22 protein-coding genes and 1 pseudogene are annotated in these 24,239 nt (G+C 49.6%); 9 read left to right on the top strand and 14 right to left on the bottom strand.

The window, feature by feature from the left end; genetic code table 11:
- Positions 1-46 precede the first annotated feature (46 nt).
- The 3 genes from ACY2RQ_RS07595 to ACY2RQ_RS07605 form a co-directional block, all read right to left on the bottom strand.
- Positions 47-895, bottom strand: coding sequence for a hypothetical protein (locus tag ACY2RQ_RS07595; protein WP_490112360.1), 849 nt, complete (start codon positions 893-895; stop codon positions 47-49).
- A 130-nt stretch (positions 896-1,025) separates the two neighbouring features.
- On the bottom strand, positions 1,026-1,865 hold the full coding sequence (locus ACY2RQ_RS07600) for a hypothetical protein (protein WP_490112361.1): 840 nt from the start codon (positions 1,863-1,865) through the stop codon (positions 1,026-1,028).
- A 136-nt stretch (positions 1,866-2,001) separates the two neighbouring features.
- Positions 2,002-2,850: a hypothetical protein gene (locus tag ACY2RQ_RS07605; protein ID WP_490112362.1), complete on the bottom strand. Its 849-nt coding sequence runs from the start codon at positions 2,848-2,850 to the stop codon at positions 2,002-2,004.
- Positions 2,851-3,041: 191 nt separating this feature from the next.
- Here ACY2RQ_RS07605 and ACY2RQ_RS07610 point away from each other — a divergent pair, with 191 nt between their 5' ends.
- The 4 genes and pseudogenes from ACY2RQ_RS07610 to ACY2RQ_RS07625 all read left to right on the top strand — a co-directional run bounded on the left by ACY2RQ_RS07610 (position 3,042) and on the right by ACY2RQ_RS07625 (position 5,237).
- Positions 3,042-3,326, top strand: a complete 285-nt coding sequence (locus ACY2RQ_RS07610) for a hypothetical protein (protein WP_490112363.1) — start codon at positions 3,042-3,044, stop codon at positions 3,324-3,326.
- A gap of 367 nt (positions 3,327-3,693) precedes the next feature.
- A pseudogene (locus tag ACY2RQ_RS07615) lies at positions 3,694-4,110 on the top strand (IS1595 family transposase); the annotation flags it as partial.
- A 206-nt stretch (positions 4,111-4,316) separates the two neighbouring features.
- A complete protein-coding gene (locus ACY2RQ_RS07620) occupies positions 4,317-5,021 on the top strand; it encodes an isochorismatase family protein (protein WP_490112364.1) in 705 nt (234 codons plus the stop codon).
- Positions 5,022-5,051: 30 nt separating this feature from the next.
- The gene (locus ACY2RQ_RS07625) at positions 5,052-5,237 is read left to right on the top strand and encodes a hypothetical protein (protein WP_490112365.1); all 186 of its coding nucleotides are present in this window, start codon (positions 5,052-5,054) and stop codon (positions 5,235-5,237) included.
- Here the strand turns inward: ACY2RQ_RS07625 and ACY2RQ_RS07630 are convergent, their stop codons facing one another.
- Both ACY2RQ_RS07630 and ACY2RQ_RS07635 read right to left on the bottom strand, forming a co-directional pair.
- Positions 5,238-5,552, bottom strand: a complete 315-nt coding sequence (locus tag ACY2RQ_RS07630; RefSeq protein ID WP_490112366.1) for a hypothetical protein — start codon at positions 5,550-5,552, stop codon at positions 5,238-5,240.
- Between the two features lie 87 nt (positions 5,553-5,639).
- Positions 5,640-7,289, bottom strand: coding sequence for an AMP-binding protein (locus ACY2RQ_RS07635; RefSeq protein ID WP_490112367.1), 1,650 nt, complete (start codon positions 7,287-7,289; stop codon positions 5,640-5,642).
- 413 nt (positions 7,290-7,702) lie between these two features.
- Between ACY2RQ_RS07635 and purE the strand changes: the two genes are divergently transcribed.
- A complete protein-coding gene (gene purE, locus ACY2RQ_RS07640) occupies positions 7,703-8,185 on the top strand; it encodes a 5-(carboxyamino)imidazole ribonucleotide mutase (protein WP_490112368.1) in 483 nt (160 codons plus the stop codon).
- Positions 8,186-8,239: 54 nt separating this feature from the next.
- On the top strand, positions 8,240-9,391 hold the full coding sequence (locus ACY2RQ_RS07645) for a 5-(carboxyamino)imidazole ribonucleotide synthase (RefSeq protein WP_490112369.1): 1,152 nt from the start codon (positions 8,240-8,242) through the stop codon (positions 9,389-9,391).
- A gap of 144 nt (positions 9,392-9,535) precedes the next feature.
- Here ACY2RQ_RS07645 and ACY2RQ_RS07650 read toward each other — a convergent pair whose 3' ends face one another.
- The 5 genes from ACY2RQ_RS07650 to ACY2RQ_RS07670 form a co-directional block, all read right to left on the bottom strand.
- A complete protein-coding gene (locus ACY2RQ_RS07650; protein WP_490112370.1) occupies positions 9,536-10,402 on the bottom strand; it encodes a hypothetical protein in 867 nt (288 codons plus the stop codon).
- Positions 10,403-10,594: 192 nt separating this feature from the next.
- Positions 10,595-11,392 carry a hypothetical protein gene (locus ACY2RQ_RS07655; protein ID WP_490112371.1) on the bottom strand — a complete coding sequence of 266 codons (798 nt, stop codon included), beginning with the start codon at positions 11,390-11,392 and terminating at the stop codon, positions 10,595-10,597.
- A gap of 202 nt (positions 11,393-11,594) precedes the next feature.
- On the bottom strand, positions 11,595-12,425 hold the full coding sequence (locus ACY2RQ_RS07660) for a hypothetical protein (protein WP_490112372.1): 831 nt from the start codon (positions 12,423-12,425) through the stop codon (positions 11,595-11,597).
- A 108-nt stretch (positions 12,426-12,533) separates the two neighbouring features.
- Positions 12,534-13,397 (bottom strand): hypothetical protein, encoded by an 864-nt coding sequence (locus tag ACY2RQ_RS07665; RefSeq protein ID WP_490112373.1) that lies wholly within the window; start codon positions 13,395-13,397, stop codon positions 12,534-12,536.
- A 192-nt stretch (positions 13,398-13,589) separates the two neighbouring features.
- Positions 13,590-14,396 carry a hypothetical protein gene (locus tag ACY2RQ_RS07670; protein WP_490112374.1) on the bottom strand — a complete coding sequence of 269 codons (807 nt, stop codon included), beginning with the start codon at positions 14,394-14,396 and terminating at the stop codon, positions 13,590-13,592.
- 168 nt (positions 14,397-14,564) lie between these two features.
- Between ACY2RQ_RS07670 and ACY2RQ_RS07675 the strand changes: the two genes are divergently transcribed.
- The 3 genes from ACY2RQ_RS07675 (at position 14,565) to ACY2RQ_RS07685 (ending at position 17,695) form a co-directional block, all read left to right on the top strand.
- Positions 14,565-15,206: a YfdX family protein gene (locus ACY2RQ_RS07675; RefSeq protein ID WP_490112375.1), complete on the top strand. Its 642-nt coding sequence runs from the start codon at positions 14,565-14,567 to the stop codon at positions 15,204-15,206.
- Between the two features lie 439 nt (positions 15,207-15,645).
- Complete coding sequence (locus ACY2RQ_RS07680; protein ID WP_490112376.1) at positions 15,646-16,326, top strand: response regulator; 681 nt, start codon at positions 15,646-15,648, stop codon at positions 16,324-16,326.
- A gap of 82 nt (positions 16,327-16,408) precedes the next feature.
- Positions 16,409-17,695, top strand: coding sequence for a sensor histidine kinase (locus ACY2RQ_RS07685; protein WP_490112377.1), 1,287 nt, complete (start codon positions 16,409-16,411; stop codon positions 17,693-17,695).
- A gap of 76 nt (positions 17,696-17,771) precedes the next feature.
- On the opposite strand, the gene ACY2RQ_RS07690 is transcribed toward ACY2RQ_RS07685, so the two are convergent.
- The 4 genes from ACY2RQ_RS07690 to ACY2RQ_RS07705 form a co-directional block, all read right to left on the bottom strand.
- Positions 17,772-19,043: an ammonium transporter gene (locus ACY2RQ_RS07690; RefSeq protein WP_490112378.1), complete on the bottom strand. Its 1,272-nt coding sequence runs from the start codon at positions 19,041-19,043 to the stop codon at positions 17,772-17,774.
- A gap of 159 nt (positions 19,044-19,202) precedes the next feature.
- Positions 19,203-19,541 (bottom strand): P-II family nitrogen regulator, encoded by a 339-nt coding sequence (gene glnK / locus ACY2RQ_RS07695; protein WP_490112379.1) that lies wholly within the window; start codon positions 19,539-19,541, stop codon positions 19,203-19,205.
- Positions 19,542-19,990: 449 nt separating this feature from the next.
- Positions 19,991-22,723 carry a hypothetical protein gene (locus ACY2RQ_RS07700; RefSeq protein ID WP_490112380.1) on the bottom strand — a complete coding sequence of 911 codons (2,733 nt, stop codon included), beginning with the start codon at positions 22,721-22,723 and terminating at the stop codon, positions 19,991-19,993.
- Positions 22,724-23,014: 291 nt separating this feature from the next.
- Complete coding sequence (locus ACY2RQ_RS07705) at positions 23,015-24,130, bottom strand: hypothetical protein (protein WP_490112381.1); 1,116 nt, start codon at positions 24,128-24,130, stop codon at positions 23,015-23,017.
- Positions 24,131-24,239 lie beyond the last annotated feature (109 nt).

Here is a 24,239-nt window from a genome sequence, read left to right on the forward strand (position 1 = left end):
CCATGGTAAGTCCTGCCTGTTTACCAGCAATACCATTTTCCAGTGGCTAGGGTAATTCAACTGGGCCGGGAATATTCAGTGTATGTTTATCGCAGGCCGTGTGTGTTTTCATAGTACCCCACATCCCCCCCGCGCCAATACCAAGCCCTTCCAGGTTCGCGTAACCAATTTGGGACGGATCGTCTGGGCCGTACTTCAACCATATATGTTCGTAAAAAACGAGCTGGAGATAGTCTATGAAAAAACCATTCGGGATATGCCAGCATATATCCTGTAGTTTAATGGCTCCTGAGCCTTTATCTCCTCCAGCAGATAAACCGATGCCTCCACCTGAAAATTCTAAAACCCCCCCGCTCCCGGGCCAGATAGAGCACCCGGAACCTCCACCAAAAAGAGCCGCTCCGCCACAGGAGAACGAGGCACCAACCCAGCCATTAGCATCGTAAAAACCACCAACGGGCTGATCGTCTACAGACAGAAAAACGGGCGTGCTGCCCCCGGAAACCGATAAAGTGTGCTGATTCTGGCTGTGATCAGGCTTATACGTAAAGGGTTTGGTATGCCACCAGGTTTTGTGTTCACCTGCTGTGCTGAGGTGAATCTGATACTGCCGCCCTTCCTGCAGCTGCACCTGATGTGTGAGCGGTCGGTCGTCTATTATATTGTTGGTCACCAGGAATACTGTTTTTTCAATATTTTCAGCCGGTTCATTGTTGTCGGAAGACGGGGAACGGAAGAGCGGAGGAACAAGTGGCGCTTCGATAACCCGAAGCTGGTGAAGATTCTGCACAGTCCCCAGGGTGGTTTTCAGCGGTAGATTGACGGTGACAGAAACCTCACCGGACCAGGCTCTGAAGGCAGCAAGCCAACAGGCAGCCATAATACATACACGCATATACTACACCTACAACTGACAGGTTTGAGGTTGCAAGTATAGACAACACAGGACTGGCAGATTTTTATGCCAGCCCTGATCTCTCCATGGTAAGTCCTGCCTGTTTACCAGCAATACCATTTTCCAGTGGCTAGGGTAATTCAACTGTGCCGGGAATATTCAGTGTATGTTTATCGCAGGCCGTGTGTGTTTTCATATAACCCCACATCCCCCCCGCGCCAATACCAAGTCCTCCCAGGTTCGCGTAACCAAGTTGGGACGAACCTCTCTCCAACCATACACGTTCGTAAAAAACGAGCTGGAGATATGACAGTAAAAAATGTTCTGAGATATGCCAGCATATATCCTGTAGTTTAATGGCCCCTGAGCCTTTATCTCCTCCAGCAGACAAACCGATGCCTCCACCTGAAAATTCTAAAACCCCCCCGCTCCCGGGCCAGATAGAGCACCCGGAACCTCCACCCACAAGAGCCGCTCCGCCACAGGAGAACGAGGCACCAATCCAGCCATTATCATCGTAAAAACCACCGACGGGCTGATCGTCTACAGACAGAAAAACGGGCGTGCTGCCCCCGGAAACCGATAAGGTGTGCTGATCCTGGCTGTGATCAGGCTTATACGTAAAGGGTTTGGTATGCCACCAGGTTTTGTGTTCACCGGTTGTGCTGAGATGAATCTGATACTGCCGCCCTTCCTGCAGCTGCACCTGATGTGTGAGCGGTTGGTCGTCTATTATATTGTTGGTCGCCAGAAATACTGTTTTTTCAATATTTTCAGTCGGTTCAGTGTTGCTGGAAGACGGGGAACGGAAGAGGGGAGGAACAGGTGGCGCTTCGACAACCCGAAGCTGGTGAACATTCTGCACAGTCCCCAGACTGGTTTTCAGCGGTAGATCGACGGTGACAGAAACCTCACCGGACCAGGCTCTGAAGGCAGCAAGCCCACAGGCAGCCATAATACATACACGCATAAACTACACCTATACCTACAACTGACAGGTTTGAGGTTGCAAGTATAGACAACAAAGGGCTGGCAGATTTTTATGCCAGCCCTGATCTCTCCATGGTAAGTCCTGCCTGTTTACCAGCGATACCATTTTCCAGTGGCTAGGGTAATTCAACTGTGCCGGGAATATTCAGTTTATGTTTATCGCAGGCCGTGTGTGTTTTCATATAACCCCACATCCCCCCCGCGCCAATACCAAGCCCTCCCAGGTTCGCGTAACCAAGTTGGGACGGATCGTTTGGGCCGTACTTCAACCATATATGTTCGTAAAAAACGAGCTGGAGATATGCTATGAAAAATTGGTTTGAGAGATCCCAGCATATATGCTTTAGGTCAATGGCCCCTGAGCCTTTAGCTCCGCCAACAGACACCCCGATGCCTCCACTTGAAAGTTCTAAAACCCCCCCGCTCCCGGGCCAGATAGAGCACCCGGAACCTCCACCCACAAGAGCCGCTCCGCCACAGGAGAACGTGGCACCAACCCAGCCATTATCATCGTAAAAACCACCGACGGGCTGATCGTTTACAGACAGAAAAACGGGCGTGCTGCCCCCGGAAACCGATAAGGTGTGCTGATCCTGGCTGTGATCAGGCTTATACGTAAAGGGTTTTGTATGCCACCAGGTTTTGTGTTCACCGGTTGTGCTGAGATGAATCTGATACTGCCGCCCTTCCTGCAGCTGCACCTGATGTGTGAGCGGTTGGTCGTCTATTATATTGTTGGTCGCCAGGAATACTGTTTTTTCAATATTTTCAGCCGGTTCAGTGTTGCCGGAAGACGGGGAACGGAAGAGCGGAGGAGCAAGTGGCGCTTCGACAACCCGAAGCTGGTGAACATTCTGCACAGTCCCCAGGGTGGTTTTCAACGGTAGATCGACGGTGACAGAAACCTCACCGGACCAGGCTCTGAAGGCAGCAAGCCAACAGGCAGCCATAATACATACACGCATATACTACACCTATACCTACAACTGACAGGTTTGAGGTTGCAAGTATAGACAACAAAGGGCTGGCAGATTTTTATGCCAGCCCTGATTTTATATTTACGCCTCAAGCTCCCAGACAACCTTTCTGGAATCATCCCTGTAAAAGCAGGTCTCTCTCAAAAGCAGCCGCACGGCTCTGTTGAGCTTTCTAGTGGATGAGCTACAAGGACTATACTGATAGCGACTTTACTCCCACCGGGAGAGCTATCGTGCAACAACAGGCCTTCCTTAAACTGCTCCAACCGCTTGATTCCTTGATTGCCAGACCACTAGAAACACTCAAGTCTTCTTTGCCAGAGCCAAAGGCTATCGACTCTCAGGCAGGGCACTCCGTCGTCTTTGACGCCATAGTCGACCAGTTTAAGCAATCCCCATATTGCCCCCACTGCCGCAGTGATAACGTAGGTGGCTGGGGTATGCAAAGCGGTCGTAAACGATAATTAAGTGCCACGAGTGTCGAAGAACGTTCAATGCCATGACTGAAACCCCATTAGCCAGGCTGTACATCCGAAACAAGCTTGATGCATACGTAAACTGCATGAGAGGTCATACAACTCTGCGGGAAGCAGCCGAACACTGCCAGATCTCTCTGCCTGCATCTTTCCTACTCCGTCATCGGCTGATGGCCATCAGCCAGTCTGATAAAGCTGAGCTTTTGACCGGTATTTCTGAAATGGATGAAACCCTGTTCCTTGAAAATCACAAGGGAGAACGGGGTTTAGAGGGTGCTGCCAGAAAGCGAGGCAAACGACCTTTACGGGGAAAGAAGAAAAAGCAGTCTCCTGACGCAGGCCAGAGACCGGTGAAAAAATACCGGTTATGGTGGCCTGTGACCGTGAAAACCATGTCACAGACGCAGTCCTCAAACATATCAGCGCTGCTGAACTGGAAGCAGAACTTAAAGGTCGAATTTCACCCGGTTCCATTCTATGTGCTGATGCTCATTTGAGTCATGAGAGCATTGCCAGAAGTCTTGGACTGCAGCTCAAAGAACTGGTTACAACAGCAGGCGTTCATGTTCTTGAGAAGATTTATAACATCCAGCATGTGAATGCCTACCACATGGATTTGAAGTGCTGGATCAATGGTTTCTTCCGAGGTGTGGCTACCAAAAATCTGTTCAAGTATCTGGGGTGGAAACGCTATCTCAAGACCGAGCGATTCTCAGAAAACAGTTTTTTAGAACGGCTAGAAAGTCACTGGGTTAAACCACTTTTAAACTGAACAGAACCCAGCCGCACCCTGTGGCTGGAGCTGCCCATTGAAAAGTTGCAGCCGCTGCTACTGGAGTGCTTTGTTACCTTGATGGAACAGGAGCTGAATTATCTTTTAGGCTGAATAATTGTCTGAAGAATATGGCAAGTGCTGGAAGTAAGCAAGCACACTTCATCAGTATGCACGCTATGAGAAATACACTGCAGGTGACAGACATGAAAAAGGTTTTATGGTTAACGCCGCTGCTTACTCTTTGGCTGATCACATCATCAGTACGGGGACAGTGGCAGGATTCGGTTGAATACATCAAGAGGCTTATCGCCAGCAACCGAAGTGTAGCTGTACTGGTCATTGATATGCAGACCACGTTCCAACGGTTCTGGCTTCCGGGGGAGTCGGCTGCGGTGACGGGTGAAATTATCCAACTTATTAACAATCTGCCCCCCTCCGACAAGCTGAAGTTTATAGACGTGCGTTTTCGGGATAAAGGAACAACCCTGGGCGATATCGTTGAAGCCATCAAAGAAAAAGAAGTATTTCATGTTTTCCTGAAAGAGGGATCTGATGCTTTTGAGCATCAACCTCAACCTCCAGTCGCACCAGAGGGCGTGTCTCCCGGCGATATGATTCAGGGTCAGCTGGGTCATTATTTAAAAGAGCGGGGTGTAACAGATATTGTCGTCACAGGATGTTATGACGGCGTATGTGTCGCCTCGACTGCAGTCAGCGGTGCCCGGGAAAATTTTGAGGTTCACGTCGACACCGATCTGAATATTATGAATATCGCTATCCCTGGCTACAGCGATGAGGGTTACCGAACCGATATCAGGGATAGCCTCCGGGCGTGGGAGCAGAGGTACCAGGAGAACCCTCGTATTCATCCAATCACCAGACAACCCGACACTTCCTGTCACCTTTGACAAAGGAACCAGTCAGAGAATGACAGCAGTATGAAAAAGCAGCAGGTCTCTCTTAAAAGCGGGAGTACATTATGGATGGGACTGCTGATTGAAAAGGTCACTCTGTCTATTGCAGAGCAGTCTTGCACAGCCATTGAAAAACTACAGCCACTGTTACTGGAGCGCTTTGTCACCCTGATGGAAAAGGAGCTGAACTTTGTCTTCAATATCGAGTGATCAGCAAGAGCCGTCCCATGAACAGCACTGCCGCCCTTCCTGCAGCTGCACCTGATGTGTGAGCGGTCGGTCGTCTATTATATTGTTGGTCACCAGGAATACTGTTTTTTCAATATTTTCAGCCGATTCATTGTTGTCGGAAGACGGGGAACGGAAGAGCGGAGGAACAGGTGGCGCTTCGACAACCCGAAGCTGGTGAACATTCTGCACAGTCCCCAGACTGGTTTTCAGCGGTAGATCGACGGTGACAGAAACCTCACCGGACCAGGCTCTGAAGGCAGCAAGCCCACAGGCAGCCATAATACATACACGCATATACTACACCTACAACTGACAGGTTTGAGGTTGCAAGTATAGACAACACAGGACTGGCAGATTTTTATGCCAGCCCTGATTTTATATTTACGCCTCAAGCTCCCAGACAACCTTTCTGGAATCATCCCTGTTGGATTGAATCAGCGGCTGGTACTTTTCACTGAGTGCCTTGCGTTTGATTTTCATGGTTGGTGTGAGAAGCTCATTTTCTATGGACCACTCTTCACGCACCAGGTAAATATGAGAGATACATTCCGGTGCCGGCAGCGTACTGTTAATCTCCTTCAGACGTTTGTTGAGTTCTTTCTCAACGGTGTCCTGGTTCTCATTAAGGAACATGTCGGACAGGCGCACCAGGGCGACCGGCTGGTGCAGGCCGTGACCAAGTACACAGACCTGAGAGATTTCCGGGCAGGTATTCAGCCTGTTCTCCAGGGGCAGGGGTTTCACAAACTTCCCTTTGGAGGTTTTGAAAACCTCACTGATTCTTCCGGTAATATGGAGTTGATTGTTTTCATCCAGATAACCGCTGTCGCCAGTATGGTAATAACCATTCTGAATGGCCTGGGCGGTTTTTTCTGGTTCGCGATAGTAGCCTTTCATCAAACTCTGGTTGCGCAGCAGAACTTCGCCTTCATCAGAAATCACCAGTTCATTATCAACCAGAGGGTGTCCAACTGTTCCCCTGGCAAGCTCAGAACCGTTTGATGTGGTGCCATAACCGAAGGTTTCGGTCATACCATACACTTCCCGCAGACCCACTCCCAGGCTGGCATACCAGCTATGCAGCTCGTCGGGGGTCAGGGCTGAGCCGGTGATATAAAACTCCACACTGGCAAGGCCCAGTTGCTCCAGAACTTTCTGACGGGTGGGCTCGCGGGTTTCCGGGTTATCCAGCAGAGCCTTGAGCTGTTCCGGCGGAATACTGGCTTCAACGCCTTCTTTAAACTTCTGCCACAAGCGGGGAACAGAGAAGAACATGGTGGGTCTGGCCCGCTGCAGATCCTGAATAAATGTTTCCTGAGATTCCCCAAAAAAAACCTGTGCGCCAGTGTAGAGGCTCATCAGTTCAATAAGGGCCCGTTCGGCAATATGGGCCAGTGGTAAATAGGAGAACAGCCGACTCTTGTCGTTATGGTTATAAATATTCACGTATCTGGTCATGGCATAGGAGGCCACAGCGTAATCAAACATAGCCCCTTTCGGATTGCCGGTTGTGCCAGAGGTGTAAATGATAGTGAAGAGTTTGTCGGCGGGGTAGTTGGGGCTTTCTGTCATTGGTTCGGTGGTGGCGATGATCTCATCCAGTGTGTGATCAGTCGCTCCAACCGCGCTCGAAGTGCCAATGGTGCGAATTTTCTCCGGCAGGGCGTGAACAACCGGATCATTTGCCGGGCTCGTCCCCAGGAATATCAGCGGGGCATCAGAATGTTCAAGAATATAACGAATCGACTCTGCGGGTTGACCACTGTACAGGGGAACACTGATATGCCCACTGAGCATAATTGCGCAGTCAGCAATAAACCATTCAGGGCTGTTTGGCAGATAAATGGCAATGCGGCTGCCTTCGGGGTAATTCAGGGAACGGATGAACGAGGCAAGGCGTCTGACTTTATCCGCGAATTCACCCCATGTCAGATGGTGCCACTCACCATCTTTTGCCTGACTGATGTAGGTTTTGTCTTTAGCATGCTGTTCCCGGTAATAGAAACAGTCGAGGGGGAGTTTGTCCTGCATTGCTACTCCTTATAGTTATGGCATTCTTATAGTTGTGGTATTTTTATAGGTTGTGGCGTCTGCATAGTCGCTTTAATGGTGCTCTTATTCTGGTTGTTATTCTTATTGGCAGGGCAACGTTAACCATGGCCTGAGAATGATTCAAGTTAAGATTTGTGTATGGCGGGATAATTTCATTGGGTAGAAAAGGGGCTGGTTAGCCCATCTAACCCAAGCTGATTCCATGATCTCGTCTGACCCACTACCATATAAATCACTGGGTGTTAGTGGAATGAATCAAGCACGAATTATGGTGAACTCTGGCAAAAGAACCACACCAAACCAGCCCAAACCTGATAGAATTCCTAGCCTTTAAAATATCAGAGTTCGCTCGACGCGCTTAATTCGCTCCAATCGCAAAGCAGGACTATTAAATGACAACGGCTTTGGTTCATATTGTGATGGGCTCTCAGTCCGACTGGCCAACCATGAAAAAGGCTGCTGATATCCTGGATCAGCTGCAGGTTCCCCATGTTGCCAAGGTAGTATCTGCCCATCGTACCCCCGACCGTCTGGTCGAGTTCTCTAAAACTGCCGCAGATATTGGCTGCAAGGTTATTATTGCCGGAGCCGGCGGTGCCGCTCATCTTCCGGGAATGGTCGCTGCCATGACTCACCTGCCCGTGGTAGCCGTGCCTGTTCAGAGCCGCACTCTCAGTGGTATCGACAGCCTGCTGTCTATCGCCCAGATGCCCAAAGGCGTGGCTGTAGCAACCCAGGCTATTGGTGACGCTGGCGCTGCCAATGCCGGCTTGATGGCCGCTCAGATTCTCGCTACGTCCGATGAAGCCCTCACCCAGAGGCTGATTGACTGGCGTACCCGTCAAACCGAAGGGGTTCCTGAAGACGTCGAGTAATACGAAGATTAATACTGATTTTTTTTGTCATATTTGAGTGGAAGTGACTTCATTATGCACATCTCCATTATAGGCTGTGGACAGTTATCCCAAATGCTGGCTTTGGCTGGCAGGGCAATGGGAATGGAGTTCAGCTTTCTGGCAGAACAGGGTGAATCCACCCAGTGTATTTCCGGGCTTGGTAGCGTGGTGACCAATGAAGGAATGTCTGCTGAAGGGATATATAAAGCCCTGGGACAACCGGATGTTATTACCATTGAGCGGGAAGCCGTTAATGTTGCTTTGCTGAGAGAGCTCAAGGCTTTCTGCCCCGTTTACCCCGATCCGGACATTACCTGGGAAATCCAGAATCGCCACCGTGAAAAAAATCTCGTCCATGAACTGGGTCTGGCAACTTCACCCTGGGCCCGTATTCAGGGTGAAGAGTCATTGCCAGACGCTATTAATACCATTGGTGGATTGCCGGTTGTGGTTAAATCTACGGAAGATGGTTACGACGGCCATAACCAGTGGGTCATTGATACAGCCGACCAGATGGAATCCTTTGAATCTGAACGCAGGTTGATTCTTAAGGGGGAAAATCAACACAGGCACGCAGTGCATGAATGGATTGTTGAAAAGAAAATTCCCTTTGAACGTGAAATTTCTGTTATCGGTGCCCGTAATGCTGATGGTTCCATTGTCTCCTACATTCCGGGAGAGAATGTCCATAAAAACGGAATTCTGTATACATCCATAGTACCTGCTCCTGAACTTTCAGAAACACTCAGGGCTAAAACCGCCAGCTACATTTCCACCCTGCTGGAAAAAACAGGTTATGTCGGCGTGCTGGCTATTGAGTGTTTTGTAGTGGGAGATGAGTTGATCGTAAATGAGCTGGCTCCCCGTGTTCATAACAGCGGTCACTGGACAATGGACGGTGCCGATACCAGCCAGTTTGAAAACCATATTCGAGCTATTGCCAATCTGGCTCTGGGCAGTACCGGTCATCATGGCATTGTGGGTATGTACAACCTGTTGGGTAAAACCTTATCCGACAATACCGCTCCGCCAACAGAGCTGGTTCAACCAGAACATTATCTCCACTGGTACGGTAAAACTTCACACCCGGGTAGAAAGCTTGGCCATGTGAATGTGCTTGCCGGCTCCGGAGAAGATCTGGCTGCTGGCTTTGAAGTCGTTCAAAAGACATGGCTGGAAAGCTGATATTAATCAGGGCTCCTGTCTTCTATAGCTCTGAAAGCCGTTAAGCGATATAAGGAAAGGCCGTTCTGGATACAGTATTCTGTATGCAGAGCGCCCTTTTCTCTGGACCGGTTTGCAGGGGTCGTCAGTTCAGTGTAAGGAAATTCATTCCACTGTTTTGTTTTTCACATCGCAGGCCGTGTGTACGAGCATATTCCCATATGAAAATCCCAGCCCAATTAAATATAATCCTGGTAGATTCGCGTAACCTACACTGTTGTTTGAATCTATGCTTAGCATCCAGATATGTTCGTAAAACAAGGCTCCAGCATAATGTACGGCAAATCTTGTTGCTGCTCCCCTGTCTTTTTTATTGTTGATTGTACCGCATATAGACGGCACATCAACGGCCCCGGAACCATGACCTCCACCAAGATTAACGCCAACAGTGACGCCGGCATATTTTAAAAGCCCCCCGCTTCCTGGCCAGATAGAGCATCCCCATCCTCCAGGCCCAAAACCCAGGCCGCCACAGGAGATTGTGGCACCAACCCAGCCATTGGCATCATAAAAACCACCTGCAGATTGACCGTCAATAGACAGAAAAACAGGCGTACTGCCGCCGGAAACCGAGATGGTGTTCTTGTTCTGGTTGCGGTCAGGCCTGTAGGTAAAGGGTTTGGTATGCCACCAGGTTTTGTTTTCTCCTGTTGTGCTGAGATACATCTGGTACTGCTGCCCCTCCTGCAACTGTACCTTGTGTGTAATCGGTCGGGCATCCATGGTGGTGCCGGTTGTGGTATGGGTCGCCAGGAATACTGTTTTTTCAATATCTTCAGTCGGTTCAGTGGGGTCGGGAGACGGAAAATGGGAAAGCGGGGGAGAAGAGGAAGCCTCGACAATCCGGAGCTGGTGGAGATTCTGAACCGTCCCCAGGCTGGTTTTCACGGGGAGATCAACGGTGACGGAAACCTCGCCGGACCAGGCTCTGAAGGCAATAAGCCCGCATACTGCCATAAGACATACGCGCATAATACGACACCTGTAATTTACAGATTCAGGCCCACAATTGTAGTAAAAAGATCGTGATCCGTATGCTTGTCTTGCTGCTGGGTGAACTCTCCGGAATCAAGAAAATGGGGTCAGGTAATTTTTAAAATGTGCCTGCCCCATTTTGTTCGGTTTTTTAGTGTTGCTTGAATCCAGCTTCAGTTCGCATTCCGTTTATTTACAGGCCGTGTGTGCGGCCATACCACCATTCGTAATCCCCCCGCCTAAAAAGAGCCCTGCCATATTCGCCCAACCCATGTTTGGATCAAAGCCTGGTCCCCCCAGCCAGAGGTGTTCGTAAAACACGACACCGACAAAGCCCATGATAAAATTAGCCGTGTCATCGTTTTTGATTGTGTCGCATATAGTCTGCAGATCAATGGCCCCGTCGCCAGAACCAAAACCTATAGAAAAGCCACCAGCGGCGGACAGATATTCTAAAATCCCCCCGCTTCCGGGAAGGATAGAGCACCCATGTCCTCCACCCAAAAAAGCAAGGTTGCCACACCAGAATTTGGCGCCAACCCAGCCATTGGCATCATAAAAGCCACCCGCAGGCTGCCCGTTAACAGACAGAAAAACAGGTGCGCTGCCGCCGGAAACCGATAGGGTATTACGGTTCTGGCTGCGGTCAGGCATGTAGGTAAAGGGTTTGGTATGCCACCAGGTTTTGTTTTCCCCGGTTGTACTGAGATACATCTGATACTGTTGCCCCTCCTGCAACTGTACATTATATGTAACCGGTCGGGCGCCTATTGTATTGTTGGTCACCAGAAATACAGTAGACTCAGTGTTGCTGGACGGAGAATGGGCAAGCGGGGGAGAAGAGGGGGCCTCGACAATCCGGAGCTGGTGGAGATTCTGAACCGTCCCCAGGCTGGTTTTCACGGGGAGATCGACGGTGATGAAAACCTCGCCGGACCAGGCTCTGAAGGCAGCAAGCCCACACATGGCCATAAGACATACGCGCATTATACGACACCTAGAATATACAGGTTCAGGTTCGCAAGTATAGATATAAACAAAAGGCACTGGATTTTTGTGAAAAGATTGCCAGATTCAAATTTTTTAAAAACTGTGCAGAAAATGGGGTCAGATAATTTTTAAAATGTGCCTGCCTCATTTTGCTCGGTTTTTTAGTGTTACTTGAATCCAGCTTCAGTTCGCATTCCGTTTATTTACAGGCCGTGTGTGCGGCCATACCACCAGCCGTAACCCCCCCGCCTAAAAAGAGCCCTGCCATATTCGCCCAACCCATGTTTGAATCAAAGCCTGGTCCCCCCAGCCAGAGGTGTTCGTAAAACACGACACCGGCAAATCCCATGACAAAATTAGCCCTGTCATCGTTTTTGATTGTGCTGCATATAGTCTGCAGATCAATGGCCCCGTCGCCAGAACCAAAACCTATAGAAAAGCCACCAGCTGCGGACAGATATTCTAAAAACCCCCCGCTTCCGGGAAGGATAGAGCACCCATGCCCTCCACCCAGAAAAGCAAAGTTGCCACACCAGAATTTGGCGCCAACCCAGCCATTGGCATCATAAAAGCCACCCGCAGGCTGTCCGTTAACAGACAGAAAAACAGGCGCGCTGCCGCCGGAAACCGATAGGGTATTACGGTTCTGGCTGCGGTCAGGCATGTAGGTAAAGGGTTTGGTATGCCACCAGGTTTTGTTTTCCCCGGTTGTTCTGAGATACATCTGGTACTGCTGCCCCTCCTGTAGCTGTACCTTGTGTGTAATCGGTCGGGCATCCATGGTGGTGCCGGTTGTGGTATGGGTTACCAGGAATACTGTTTTTTCAATATATTCAGTCGATTCAGTGGGGTCGGGAGACGGAAAATGGGAAAGCGGGGGAGAAGAGGAAGCCTCGACAATCCGGAGCTGGTGGAGATTCTGAACCGTCCCCAGGCTGGTTTTTATGGGGAGATCAACGGTGATGAAAACCTCGCCGGACCAGGCTCTGAAGGCAATAAGCCCGCATACTGCCATAAGATATACACGCATATACGACACCTGGAATATATAGGTTCAGGTTCGCAAGTATAGATATAAACAAATAAAAATGGGGTCGGGTATTTTTTGAGATACAAAACATACCTGACCCTGATTAGTTCAGTTTTTTAGTTTATTGCAGGCCGAGTATTTATCTATATTCCCTTTCGAGTACCCCCCGCCAGGAAAAAAATACCCTAGCATATTCGCGTAACCTATGCTGTTCTTTGTATCGTTGCTTAGCATCCACAGGTGTGCGTAAACTAAGTAGCTAGCAAAATCTATGTAAAAAACAGGGTCCGTGTCTGTTACTTCCCCAGCTCTTATTGTTTTGCATATAGACGTAAGATCAATGCCCCCGGTGCCATGACCTCCACCAATATCAAGGCCAGGACTATCACTGCTTGTATATTTTAAAACTCCTCCGCTCCCGGGCCAGATAGAGCAATTATATGTTCCAAAAGGCCCTGCACTAAATCCGCCACAGGAAAACGTGGCACCAACCCAGCCATTGGCATCATAAAAGCCACCCGCAGGCTGCCCGTTAACAGACAGAAAAACAGGCGCGCTGCCGCCGGAAACCGATAGGGTATTACGGTTCTGGCTGCGGTCAGATCTGTAGGTAAAGGGTTTGGTATGCCACCAGGTTTTGTTTTCTCCTGTTGTGCTGAGATACATCTGGTACTGCTGCCCCTCCTGCAGCTGTACCTTGTGTGTAATCGGTCGGGCATCCATGGTGGTGCCGGTTGTGGTATGGGTCACCAGGAATACTGTTTTTTCAATATCTTCAGGCGTTTCAGTGGGGTCGGGAGACGGAGAATGGGCAAGCGGAGGAGAAGAGGGAGCCTCGACAATCCGGAGCTTGTGGAGATTCTGAACCGTCCCCAGGCTGGTTTGTATGGGGAGATCAACGGTGACGGAAACCTCGCCGGCCCAGGCTCTGAAGGCAATAAGCCCGCATACTGCCATAAGACATACGCGCATAATACGACACCTGTAATTTACAGATTCAGGCCCACAATTGTAGTAAAAAGATCGTGATCCGTATGCTTGTCTTGCTGCTGGGTGAACTCTCCGGAATCAAGAGAATGGAGTCAGGTAATTTTTAAAATGTGCCTGCCCCATTTTGTTAGGTTTTTTAGTGTTGCTTGAATCCAGCTTCAGTTCGCATTCCGTTTATTTACAGGCCGTGTGTGCGGCCATACCACCATGCGTAACCCCCCCGCCTAAAAAGAGCCCTGCCATATTCGCCCAACCCATGTTTGGATCAAAGTTTAGTCCCCCCAGCCAGAGGTGTTCGTAAAATACGACACCGACAAATCCCATGATAAAATCAACATTGTAACCGGTTTTGATTTTGCTACATATAGTCTGCAGATCAACGGCCCCGTCGCCAGAACCAAAACCTATAGAAAAGCCACCAGTTGCGGACAGATATTCTAAAATCCCCCCGCTTCCGGGAAGGATAGAGCACCCATGTCCTCCACCCAGAAAAGCAAGGTTGCCACACCAGAATTTGGCGCCAACCCAGCCATTTGCATCATAAAAGCCACCCGCAGGCTGCCCGTTAACAGACAGAAAAACAGGCGCGCTGCCGCCGGAAACCGATAGGGTATTACGGTTCTGGCTGCGGTCAGATCTGTAGGTAAAGGGTTTGGTATGCCACCAGGTTTTGTTTTTCCCGATTGTGCTGAGATACATCTGGTACTGCTGCCCCTCCTGCAGCTGTACATTATATGTAACCGGTTGGGCGTCTATTGTATTGTTGGTCACCAGCAATACGGTAGAGTCAGTAGGTTCAGTGTTGCTGGACGGAGAATGGGCAAGCGGGGGAGAAGAGGGGGCCTCGACAATCCGGAGCTGGTGGAGATTCTGAACCGTCCCCAGGCTGGTTTTCACGGGGAGATCGACGGTGATGAAAACCTCGCCGGACCAGGCTCTGAAGGCAGCAAGCCCACACATGGCCATAAGACATACGCGCATTATACGACATCTACAGTATACATGTTCAGGCTCGTAAGTATAGATATAAGCAAAAGGCTCTGGGTTTTTGTGAGAGGATTGCCAGATTCAAATTTTTTTAAAATTTGTGCCAGATTGAGAAGAAGTTAGCCTCCTAATATACCTCCCACCAACTAAAGGGAGATAATAATGAAAACGTTAAAGATTACGGCGGTGGTTTTTTCTGGCGTTCTCGGATTAACTGCCATGAGTGGTGCCGCCGTGGCTGGTGGGAAAGACAAACAAGAGAATGAAACTGTTTATGTTGTTGATAGCGTCACAGTTCCTGGCCATGCCCGTTCGGTACTGTCAGATGTCAGTAATGCCCGGCTGGCGCTGTTTGAAGGCTACACAGATGCCGCTAATGACCTGATCAAGAAAGCTCAGTCCTCCTTCGACAAGAGTGTCAGCAAGTATGCTATGAAGCTGGAAGATGATCAGGGCTATGGTGTGCCAATACAGAGTTCCGTAACTTTTTCTGAAGACTTCAAGCCTACGCCCAAAACCACAAAGGCTATAGAAAAAGCGGGTGAGCTGGCTCAAAAAGGTGAGACCCATAATGCCTATGCAAAAATGCTGAATGCCGGGGTTGAGCTGGACTTCAAATACGCCATGCTCCCTTTGGTTACCACTATTGAAGGGCTGCAGCTGGCCTATGACAAGTTAGAGGATGGCAAGTATTACGAAGCCAACCTGCTGCTGAAGTCAATTGAAAACTCTGTTGTTGTCGAAGATTTTGGTGCCCTGGAAACGCCAAAACAGGGATACACATGGGAGACTATCTCCAAATAATAAGCGTTGTAATAAGAGTTGTAATATTAGAGTTGTAATAAGAGCTGCATAATCAACTCTGTCTGTTTTTGGGACTCCCTGTGTTTGTTCAAGGCTGTGAACGGCCACGCACAATTCACAGCCTGCTGTAATGTAGTTTCTCTTACGTGGAATGACGATGTTCCGATAACCCCAATTCGGATGTGCCCAAACGTGAGAGAAAAGCAAGACTGGGAGTCCCCCTTTTTGCGCCTGGTTCGCCTGTCTCGGGCTGGATGTTCCCGCTGGGGTTTTTCTGCCAGAACGCCAGTCACTTTCCCAGTGTTCGGAAAACACCCGTTCTGTTTCCGTCCGGCAAGTCCTGTATATGTGTGGCAGCCTCATGCCAGAAATACCCCTGTAGTATTGACCTGATGTACGCGTTATATTGCCGTAAAATCATAAATACTAGCTCTCAACTATGAACATACTTCTTGCGGAAGACGACCCTGTTAATGCTGATTACATAAAGCGGGGGCTGCTTGGCAAAGGCTACTCTGTTGACTGTGTCGCAGATGGCAGAGAAGCTTTGAATTACTGCCTTTATCACCACTATGACCTTTTCATTGCCGACAGAATGCTGCCGGGAATGGATGGTCTGGCTGTTGTTAAGGCTTTGCGCGCCAGCGGGAATCAATTACCGGTTATTTTTCTGACAGCTCTTTCTGATGTAGACGACAAAGTTGAAGGGCTTATGGCGGGAGGGGACGATTATATTGCAAAGCCATTCCATTTTTCTGAATTACTGGCCCGTATTTACGCCCTCTCCCGCAGGCCTGCCGATAGCAAAACAGAGATGACCAGACTTTCTGTCCATGATCTTCATCTCAATCTTTTATCCCGGACAGTAGAGCGCCAGGGACAGGTTATTGAGTTAAAAAACAAAGAATTTGCACTTTTGGAGTTGTTACTGCGTAACTGCGAGAGAATTGTCAGCAAGATTCTTATACTTGAACGGGTCTGGGGCTTGAATTTTGACCCCGGCACAACAGCTGTTGAAACACATATCAGCAAACTGAGAATTAAGGTTGACAAGCCTTTTGATCAGCCTCTGATTCATACCGTACGCAACATGGGATACAGTATTCGTGCTCCGCGCTGATATTCTTTCTGGCTCACCCTTTCAGCTGGCTTTACGCTTGTGTACGTGCTTTATTCTACTTTTTTCCATCGCGGGTACTGCTTTGGTTACTGGCACCACCTCGGTACTTGAAGAGAGTGTGCGTTCCAGAATACTTGAAGAGTTCACTCTCTTTTCAAATATCTATGAAACTGAAGGCAGAGCAGGCTTGACCAGGGTCGTACAGGAGCTGTCCCGTAATAGCCGGTTGATTGAGCAGAGGATTGGTGTTTTTGATACCAATAACAATTATCTCGCAGGGGAAATCTCACTTCTGCCTGATATTATAGGTTTTGACACAACAACTCTTTCTTTAGTTCGAGCCTCCCCCTTTAATGAGCAGTATCACAGCCAGATATTTCATACTGGTGGTATGTCTATTGTCATAGGTCGCAGTACAGCCGGAATAGAGCATCTCGAACAACACCTGATTACAGGGCTTTTTATTGCGGGTAGCTTGTTATCTCTGGGGATTTTGCTGCTTGGTTACCTGTTCAGTTATCGTTCTTACCGTAAACTCCAGAATATGAGTGATGCGTTGCAGGATATTTCCGAAGGAGGTTTTCAAACCAGGATTTCTGTTGCCCAAAAGCCTGGTCAGATTGATCTTATCGCCATCCAGATTAACCGCCACCTGGATCACCTTGCACGTCTGGTCTCGGGCATACAGTCAACAGCGGCGGCTATTGCCCATGATCTGAAAACACCCCTGTTCCACGCTAAAATCGCTTTATTTGAGGCCAGTGAGCTGAATGATCTGAACAAGGATTCAGGGGATAAAGTTGAACTGGCAATTCAGAAGCTTGAAGACCTCAACCGGACGTTTGACACTATCCTGCGAATATCCCGCTTGAAAATGAAAGGGCAAAACAGCAGTTTTCGTGCGACTGACCTGAATACACTGGTAGAAAATGTTATTGAGCTTCTGGAGCCTGAAGCCAGGAACTATGGCCTGTTCCTCACTATGGATCTGGAGCAATCACCGATTCCCATAGATTGTGATTCAGACATGATTCAACAATTATTGATCAATCTGATAGTCAATTGCTTCACCCACTGCGCTGAAGGTTGTCAGGCTGAAATCCAGACACAAACAACTGGTCAACAGGTTGTTCTTTGCATTAAAGATAATGGGCCGGGTATTCCGGATTCAGAACTTCATAATGTCCTTGAGCCCTTTACCCGGCTTAACCAATCACTGACAAAGCCTGGCAGTGGGCTGGGTCTCGCTTTGGTAAAAGCCATCGTAGACCAGCACCGAGGCACCCTGGAACTGACCAATCTCAATCCGGGGCTGGCAGTTACCATACTGCTTCATAGGAGCAGCGAGTTACTGAACTTCCACAAATAAAACGCCCTTCCGGTTTAACGGAAGGGCGTTTTCACAGGGCCGATTTAAAGTAAATCAAGTCTTACTTATTGGTGTCTTATTTGTTAGTAAATTCGGGGTAAGCTTCCATACCACACTCAGCCAGATCCACACCTTCGTACTCTTCTTCTTCGCTGACGCGGATGCCGGTGATAGCCTTGAGCACGCCCCAGACGATCAGGCTGGTTACGAATACCCAGGCGAAGATAGTCGCGGCACCAGCCAGCTGGCCAGTGAAGGAAACACCGGAGTTAGTGTAAGGAACAACCAGCAGACCGAACAGACCAACAACACCGTGTACGGAGATGGCGCCGACAGGATCATCCAGCTTCAGCTTGTCCAGAGCCAGGATGGAGAAGACAACAATCACACCACCGATGCCGCCGATCAGAGTAGCCTGAATCGGCGTAGGAGTACTGGGTTCTGCAGTAATGGCAACCAGGCCAGCCAGAGCGCCGTTCAGGCACATGGTCAGGTCAGCCTTGCCGAACAGCAGGCGGGCAGTAATCAGAGCGGATACCAGGCCACCGGCAGCGGCAGCATTGGTGTTCAGGAAGACCATGGCGACGCTGTTGGCGCTGGCAATATCACCCAGCTTCAGAACGGAGCCGCCGTTAAAGCCGAACCAGCCCATCCACAGGATGAAAGTACCCAGAGTGGCCAGAGGCAGGTTGGCACCGGGGATAGCGTTCACTTCACCGTTCTTGCCGTACTTGCCTTTACGAGCCCCCAGCAGCAGTACACCAGCCAGGGCAGCAGCGGCACCAGCCATATGTACGATGCCGGAGCCGGCGAAGTCGGAGAAGCCAAGGTCGCTCAAGCTGTACAGGTCAAATACTTTCTCGCCGCCCCAGGTCCAGGCACCTTCCATCGGGTAGATAAATGCGGTCATAACCACGGCAAACAGCAGGAAGCTCCACAGCTTCATACGCTCGGCTACAGCACCTGAGACGATGGACATGGCAGTAGCAACAAAAACCACCTGGAAGAAGAAGTCAGAAGCCTTGGAGTAAACCGCTCCGCCCTCAATGCCACCTTCGCGGCCGGAGAACTCTTTCAGGGTGTCTGCAACGTGAGTGTCGCCTACCAGTACGCTGTCCAGCAGTACACCACCGCCGTACATAATGTCGTAACCGACAATCAGGTACATGGTGCAGGAGATAGCGAACAGGGCAACGTTCTTGGTGAGAATTTCAGTGGTGTTTTTGGAACGGACCAGACCGGCTTCCAGCATTGAAAAGCCAGCGGCCATCCACATAACCAGAGCACCACACACCAGAAAGTAAAAGGTGTCCATTGCATACTGCAAATGGAAGATTTGATTTTCCACAGTCGTAAACCCTCAGGATCTTGGAATTATTCTTTTGAAATCATTCTTTTGAAATCATTCTTGCCGGCTAATGTGCCCCACCCCGGCATGTTTTTATTTTTGCTTATTCTTGGTGATCTGGCCCTGGGCGGGCCATGATCGAAAACTCGCTACGCTGGCTTAGATAGCCGCGGTATCGGTTTCACCGGTACGAATCCGGATAGCCTGCTGCAGTTCGGTAACGAAGATCTTGCCGTCACCGATCTTGCCGGTATTGGCAGCCTTGGTGATGGCTTCGATAACCTGGTCCAGCAGGTCATTACCAATAGCCACTTCAATTTTTACCTTGGGGAGGAAGTCCACAACGTACTCAGCACCACGGTACAGTTCGGTGTGGCCCTTCTGACGACCGAAGCCTTTTACTTCTGTCACAGTAATACCCTGTACGCCGATATCGGAAAGAGCTTCCCGAACGTCATCGAGTTTGAAGGGCTTGATAATGGCTGAAACTAACTTCATTGCACATCTCCTGAATGTTGCGCCGGCTTCCGTAATTTGAGCGGTTAACCTGGCTTTATTTTCCGGGGTGTCCTGAGGGGCAGGACAAGTTTACGCTTTTGTCTCTGGGGTTATAAGGGTTTTGCGCAGTCGCGCAGAACCGCTTTTTTGCAACCCACCACTTTAGCCCCTGCGAGCAATATCCCTTTTGTTATTGCCGTTTTAACCGTTCCTGCTCTTTGTTCGGCATCCTGTCTCTGAATTAGCAGTCATCGTGCCAGTATATAAAAGTGTAATTATTTCAATAGGTTGGTTTGTTTCTGGTATGGGTGAAAATAATTCCAGTGCAGCCAGTGTCTCGTGTTGGTGCGCGGTGTCACGGCACCGTTTCGTTTTTATGCACAATGCTGGTGCGTTTATGCGAAGGTTGAGAAAAACGTCTGGAATCGCAGCGGGGTATGTTCGGAAAGTTAAAGCCAATTATTTCGTACTGCAGGCTGTAAGTCTCTGGCAACACATCCGGCTATCAGATGCAGCCCAAGCATAAGGTAACCCAGCCCGAAAACCCCGCTGTTCCATCCCATTGAGTGACCATGCTTGGTTTGGAATTCTTCCCAGTCCTTGCCGATGGGGCACCATTCACCATAGATGTCTTCGGGAGGGGGAACATTGTTAATGACATGTTGCATCAGGCAGTCACTGTCGGGGGATTGTTTTGCTGTCCAGTAAAGGGTTTCCCGAGCCATTCTATTGCGCCACAGAAGGAACTTTTCCCGGGTTTCGAAATAGCTCGCAACCGTAAATTCTGCATTGCCCAATAACTGGCCAAGCATTGCGTCCAGGCTTTTTTCAACAAAAACCCCAAGTTTCTCAACAGCGTCAAGATTGCGGTAATGGTAATCAGGTTCATCTCTGTGGGCGCGACAGTAGTGCAGAACTGCGGCCACACTATATTCACTCAGGCCATTGAGAAATGCGCATCGCTGCCCGTAACCGGGAGGGTGAAATTCCGATCTTGCTGAATCCAGGTAGCTGGTGATATGAGGGTAAATGTTTGAATCACCCCAGTCCCGGAGCCCTGTCCAGCCCCAGTCGGACTGGTTTATGGCGATACTGTTCCAGCCAGCCATTGCTCCAGTAAATGAAAGTTCCTTGTTAAACAGGTGAATCAGGAAAAGTTCCCTGTTTTCATAACCTACATGGTGGTAGGCGTAAATTGTTGATGGAAAGATAACCCCGGCACTGGCCCATAAGCCAAGGTCACCGCAGGTTTTTACCAGCACGTCATCCAGTTCATGGAGAGACTTTCCTGGCAGCAAAGTATGAGCCAGATCGCTGTAATGTCTATCCCGGGTTGTAAAGGTATACAGCAGGTAATAAGTCTGCCCGCCAAGTGTCAGTGTCTCCAGCTCGGAAGAAAACTGCGCCTGAAGGGTTTCCGGCAAATCTGTTGTTTTCAAAAGCTCCAGACCTTCTGACCGGGGTGGCTCGCTTTTCAGCTGTCTGGCCCACACTTCGGCATGAACAAAATTATGGGTTGCCTCTTCCGCAAAAAATTCATCCAGGGGTTCATTGGCACGCAGAAATTTGATACGGAAACACCGACCTTCCGAATCCTGGCTGTTTTTCTCATAGAGAATCGTTCGACCACCATAAATCTCCCAGCCTGGCGGAAGGCTCTGCATAACAGGCACCCTGTTTGCGTTTAATTGTACCTGGGCTTTCTGGCAATGCTGCTGGATGGCGGCCTGTAAACGGCGGCCGGTATCAGTATTGCGCAAAGCAAACGGGCGGCAGGTCAGCACAATATCTTTAAGCATTCTGGGAACGGAGGAGAAAGATTCTGCGTGCAGTGAGCAGAAGTCCGCCAATACCTCACTCACCGGAATGGGAGCCGCCTCTTCCCCGAAATAACAGGTATCTCCTGTTTTCAAGAGCAAATCCTTGTCACTAGCCTGCAGGCGATCTCGCTTTTCCGCCAGAAGGGCAAGCCTGGGAACATGGGGCCAGAGATCTTCACGATTTAACCAGGCAGAAATATTGCCTGGGGATGTGCGGCAGGTCTCCTGAAAAAGCGCCATACCACTGCTTTTATCGAGTGTGTCTATAAGGCAGGGCAGTGAAAAATTGGATCTTGCCATGACCTTCCTTAACACATCGGGGTGGTTAAGAAGTCTTGAAAATGCGCCATCATCAAACATCCCCCCCCTTTGGCAGGCCAGTGTGCACATCTCATAATCCATTAGCTCTAGAGGTACATGGGCTATTACGTATGGTTTTAGCAAGACTGCTTTTTCACACCAGCTGCGATGTTTCAGCAGTAGCGTTTTCGGGATGTTTTGAATACGGGTTGGATAAGCGCGCAGATAGCGTTTGCACAGGAATTCTGGTGTCTCGGTATCATCAAGAAATCGAATGGATAGCCCTGTTTGACTGAGGGTTTCCTGAATACGGGGTGATTCTTTAATTAATTGTTCTGGAATGAATTGACAAGCTTTGTCACCATGCTTACTCAGCAGCATCAGGCAGCGATCTTCAGTCAGCCACCTGGAGGGGGCTGAATCATGCAGGTAATCCGCTATTCTGGTGTTGGCATCGGCACTGAGTGCAACATCTACCATAGTGTCAGTCCAGTTGTCCTGGGGGATGTCAAACAGGCATGTAGGCTTTCTTTCCAGAGCACTACAGCAGATGGTCTCGAATGAGGGCCATCGAGGGTTAGCATATTGAGACAAATGAGGGTATGTGGTAATAAAAGAAAGAATGACCCCCTCTTTTCGGAACCTTTCAGGGAGGTTAAAAGGCACTGTCCCTCTGTACTCCTGCAGGAAAGTGGCATAATCAAAAGAGTCATCTTCTGATGGATTTCTGTATAGCGGTACAAAATAGGGTATGCGACGACAGCAGTGTTCAATCAGAATCGGATCTTTCTGCAAATATGCAGGAAGACGGGTATATGTCCGAGGGGCGTTGACAACCAACTCAACAGCCATAGCCACATCCAGAGGAAAGTTATTGGGCAGATGACGGAGAATGACTTTTTTGCTTTTCATGAACTCAGGTGTCAAAACCTGCTGCAATACGGTGAATTCTGTTTTTTCCAGCCAGTCCAGATGATATTGATTTTTGACTATTCGCTGAAATAGCTCAACGGAATCTATCCATTCCGCCTTTAGCCCCAAGTGCATTTCCAGAAGCTGCATTTCCAGAAGCTGCCTGTCCAGTTCACCTCTCTTGGGAACAGCAGGGGAACAGTTGGGAACAGCAGGGGAACACGGCTGCAGCTTTCTTTTCTTAAGTGGTACTGCTTGAGCTTTGGACGTCTCTGAGCCATTTCTTTTTAACGGTGACGTTAGAACGGGTGTTTCTGTTCCCCTCTGAGCAACCCATGGTTGCTCAGTATTTCTGTACCAGAGGTGTCGAAGCCTTTCAAAGCAAGAGGTGAGCATCGACTAATCTCCCTGGTGGCTGTCAATTCGGTGATGTCAGCCCGTTCATTTCATTTCGAAGGTTGCAGCCCCTGTGGTGGACTTATGCTTCAGGTAACAGGCTGTGATGATAATCCCGCCGGTCAGAAAGACCAGAACAGCTGAAAGAACGCTGCCGACGACAGCCCCGGCTATGACACCCGAGTTATCCCTTTCTTCTCCGATGATTGTGGGCATGGGTGTGGTTGCAGATGTCGGCATGATTGTTCCAAACGGTGCATTGGTTTGAAAGGTCATTGTGGTGGTTACTGGTCTGTCGTCCACTGTCCGGGTCAGAGCCATCGTCATGGTGGATGAGGTGGCGGGCTGTTGTGAAGGTTGTGAAGAGATCGTCAGCGTGGCTGTTTCTTCACTGTCGGGCAGGGTGAGGGTGCCGCAGGTTGACAGGTGCGGGTCTGTGTTCGGGCCGCAGCCTGTTTCGGTGTACTTGTAGAACAGCTGGCTGCCCGGCACCAGAGGGTTCTGGATAATCACTGTATTGTCAGCTGTCGTCCCGGTGAAATACCCCTCCACCTGGAAAAGGTCTGTCCTTTTACCATTGCTGCCCGCACCACTGCCTGCACCGCTGTTGTCCCCCTGGGTTGCAGGTTGCGTAACGTTCACCTGGTAGTAGCGCAGGGGAGTATCCCCGATCATAAATTCACTGGGCGAGGTTGTATCCGGGTAGGCGATATGCAGTGTGAGATTCGGTTGCCCACCGATCAGATTCAGTGCCGGCGCTGTAGGCAGGCCGCCGACTATGGCCACTGCCTGTTCGTTTACGCCCATGCCATTGTCGGTGCACAGTAATTGATGGGCTGGCAGAGGGGTCCGCAGGGTTGTGGCGGTGCTGGTAAATCGAGTGCCGTTAACGGCTGTCAGTTTGAGAGTGTAAAGCGAAGGATTGCCCAGGGCCTGTGTGTCATTAACAGTGTCGAATGCATCAAAAAACGTTTGACTATTTGAGGCTGTTTCGCGCCAGACGAGTGTTCCAGTGTTTGTTGTGCAGGTCACTTCGCTGCCCACAGGCCCATTGGCGGGCAGGCACCGTGGGCTGATTTCCACAGACGCGTTGGCCAGGCCCAAGCCCAGGAGTAACCCTGACGCTAACAGGCTTTCCTGAATTTTTTGCCATCTTGTCATTGTTCAGTCCCTTATTCCGTTCACTGATTGTGTGGATTCACGGGTCAATAGAGCGGGCTTGTGGTCACAAAGTTTCCTGCCAGTAACCTTGCTGTTAGCAGAAGTAACC

This window comes from Parendozoicomonas sp. 209JJ7-1, from assembly GCF_058147085.1.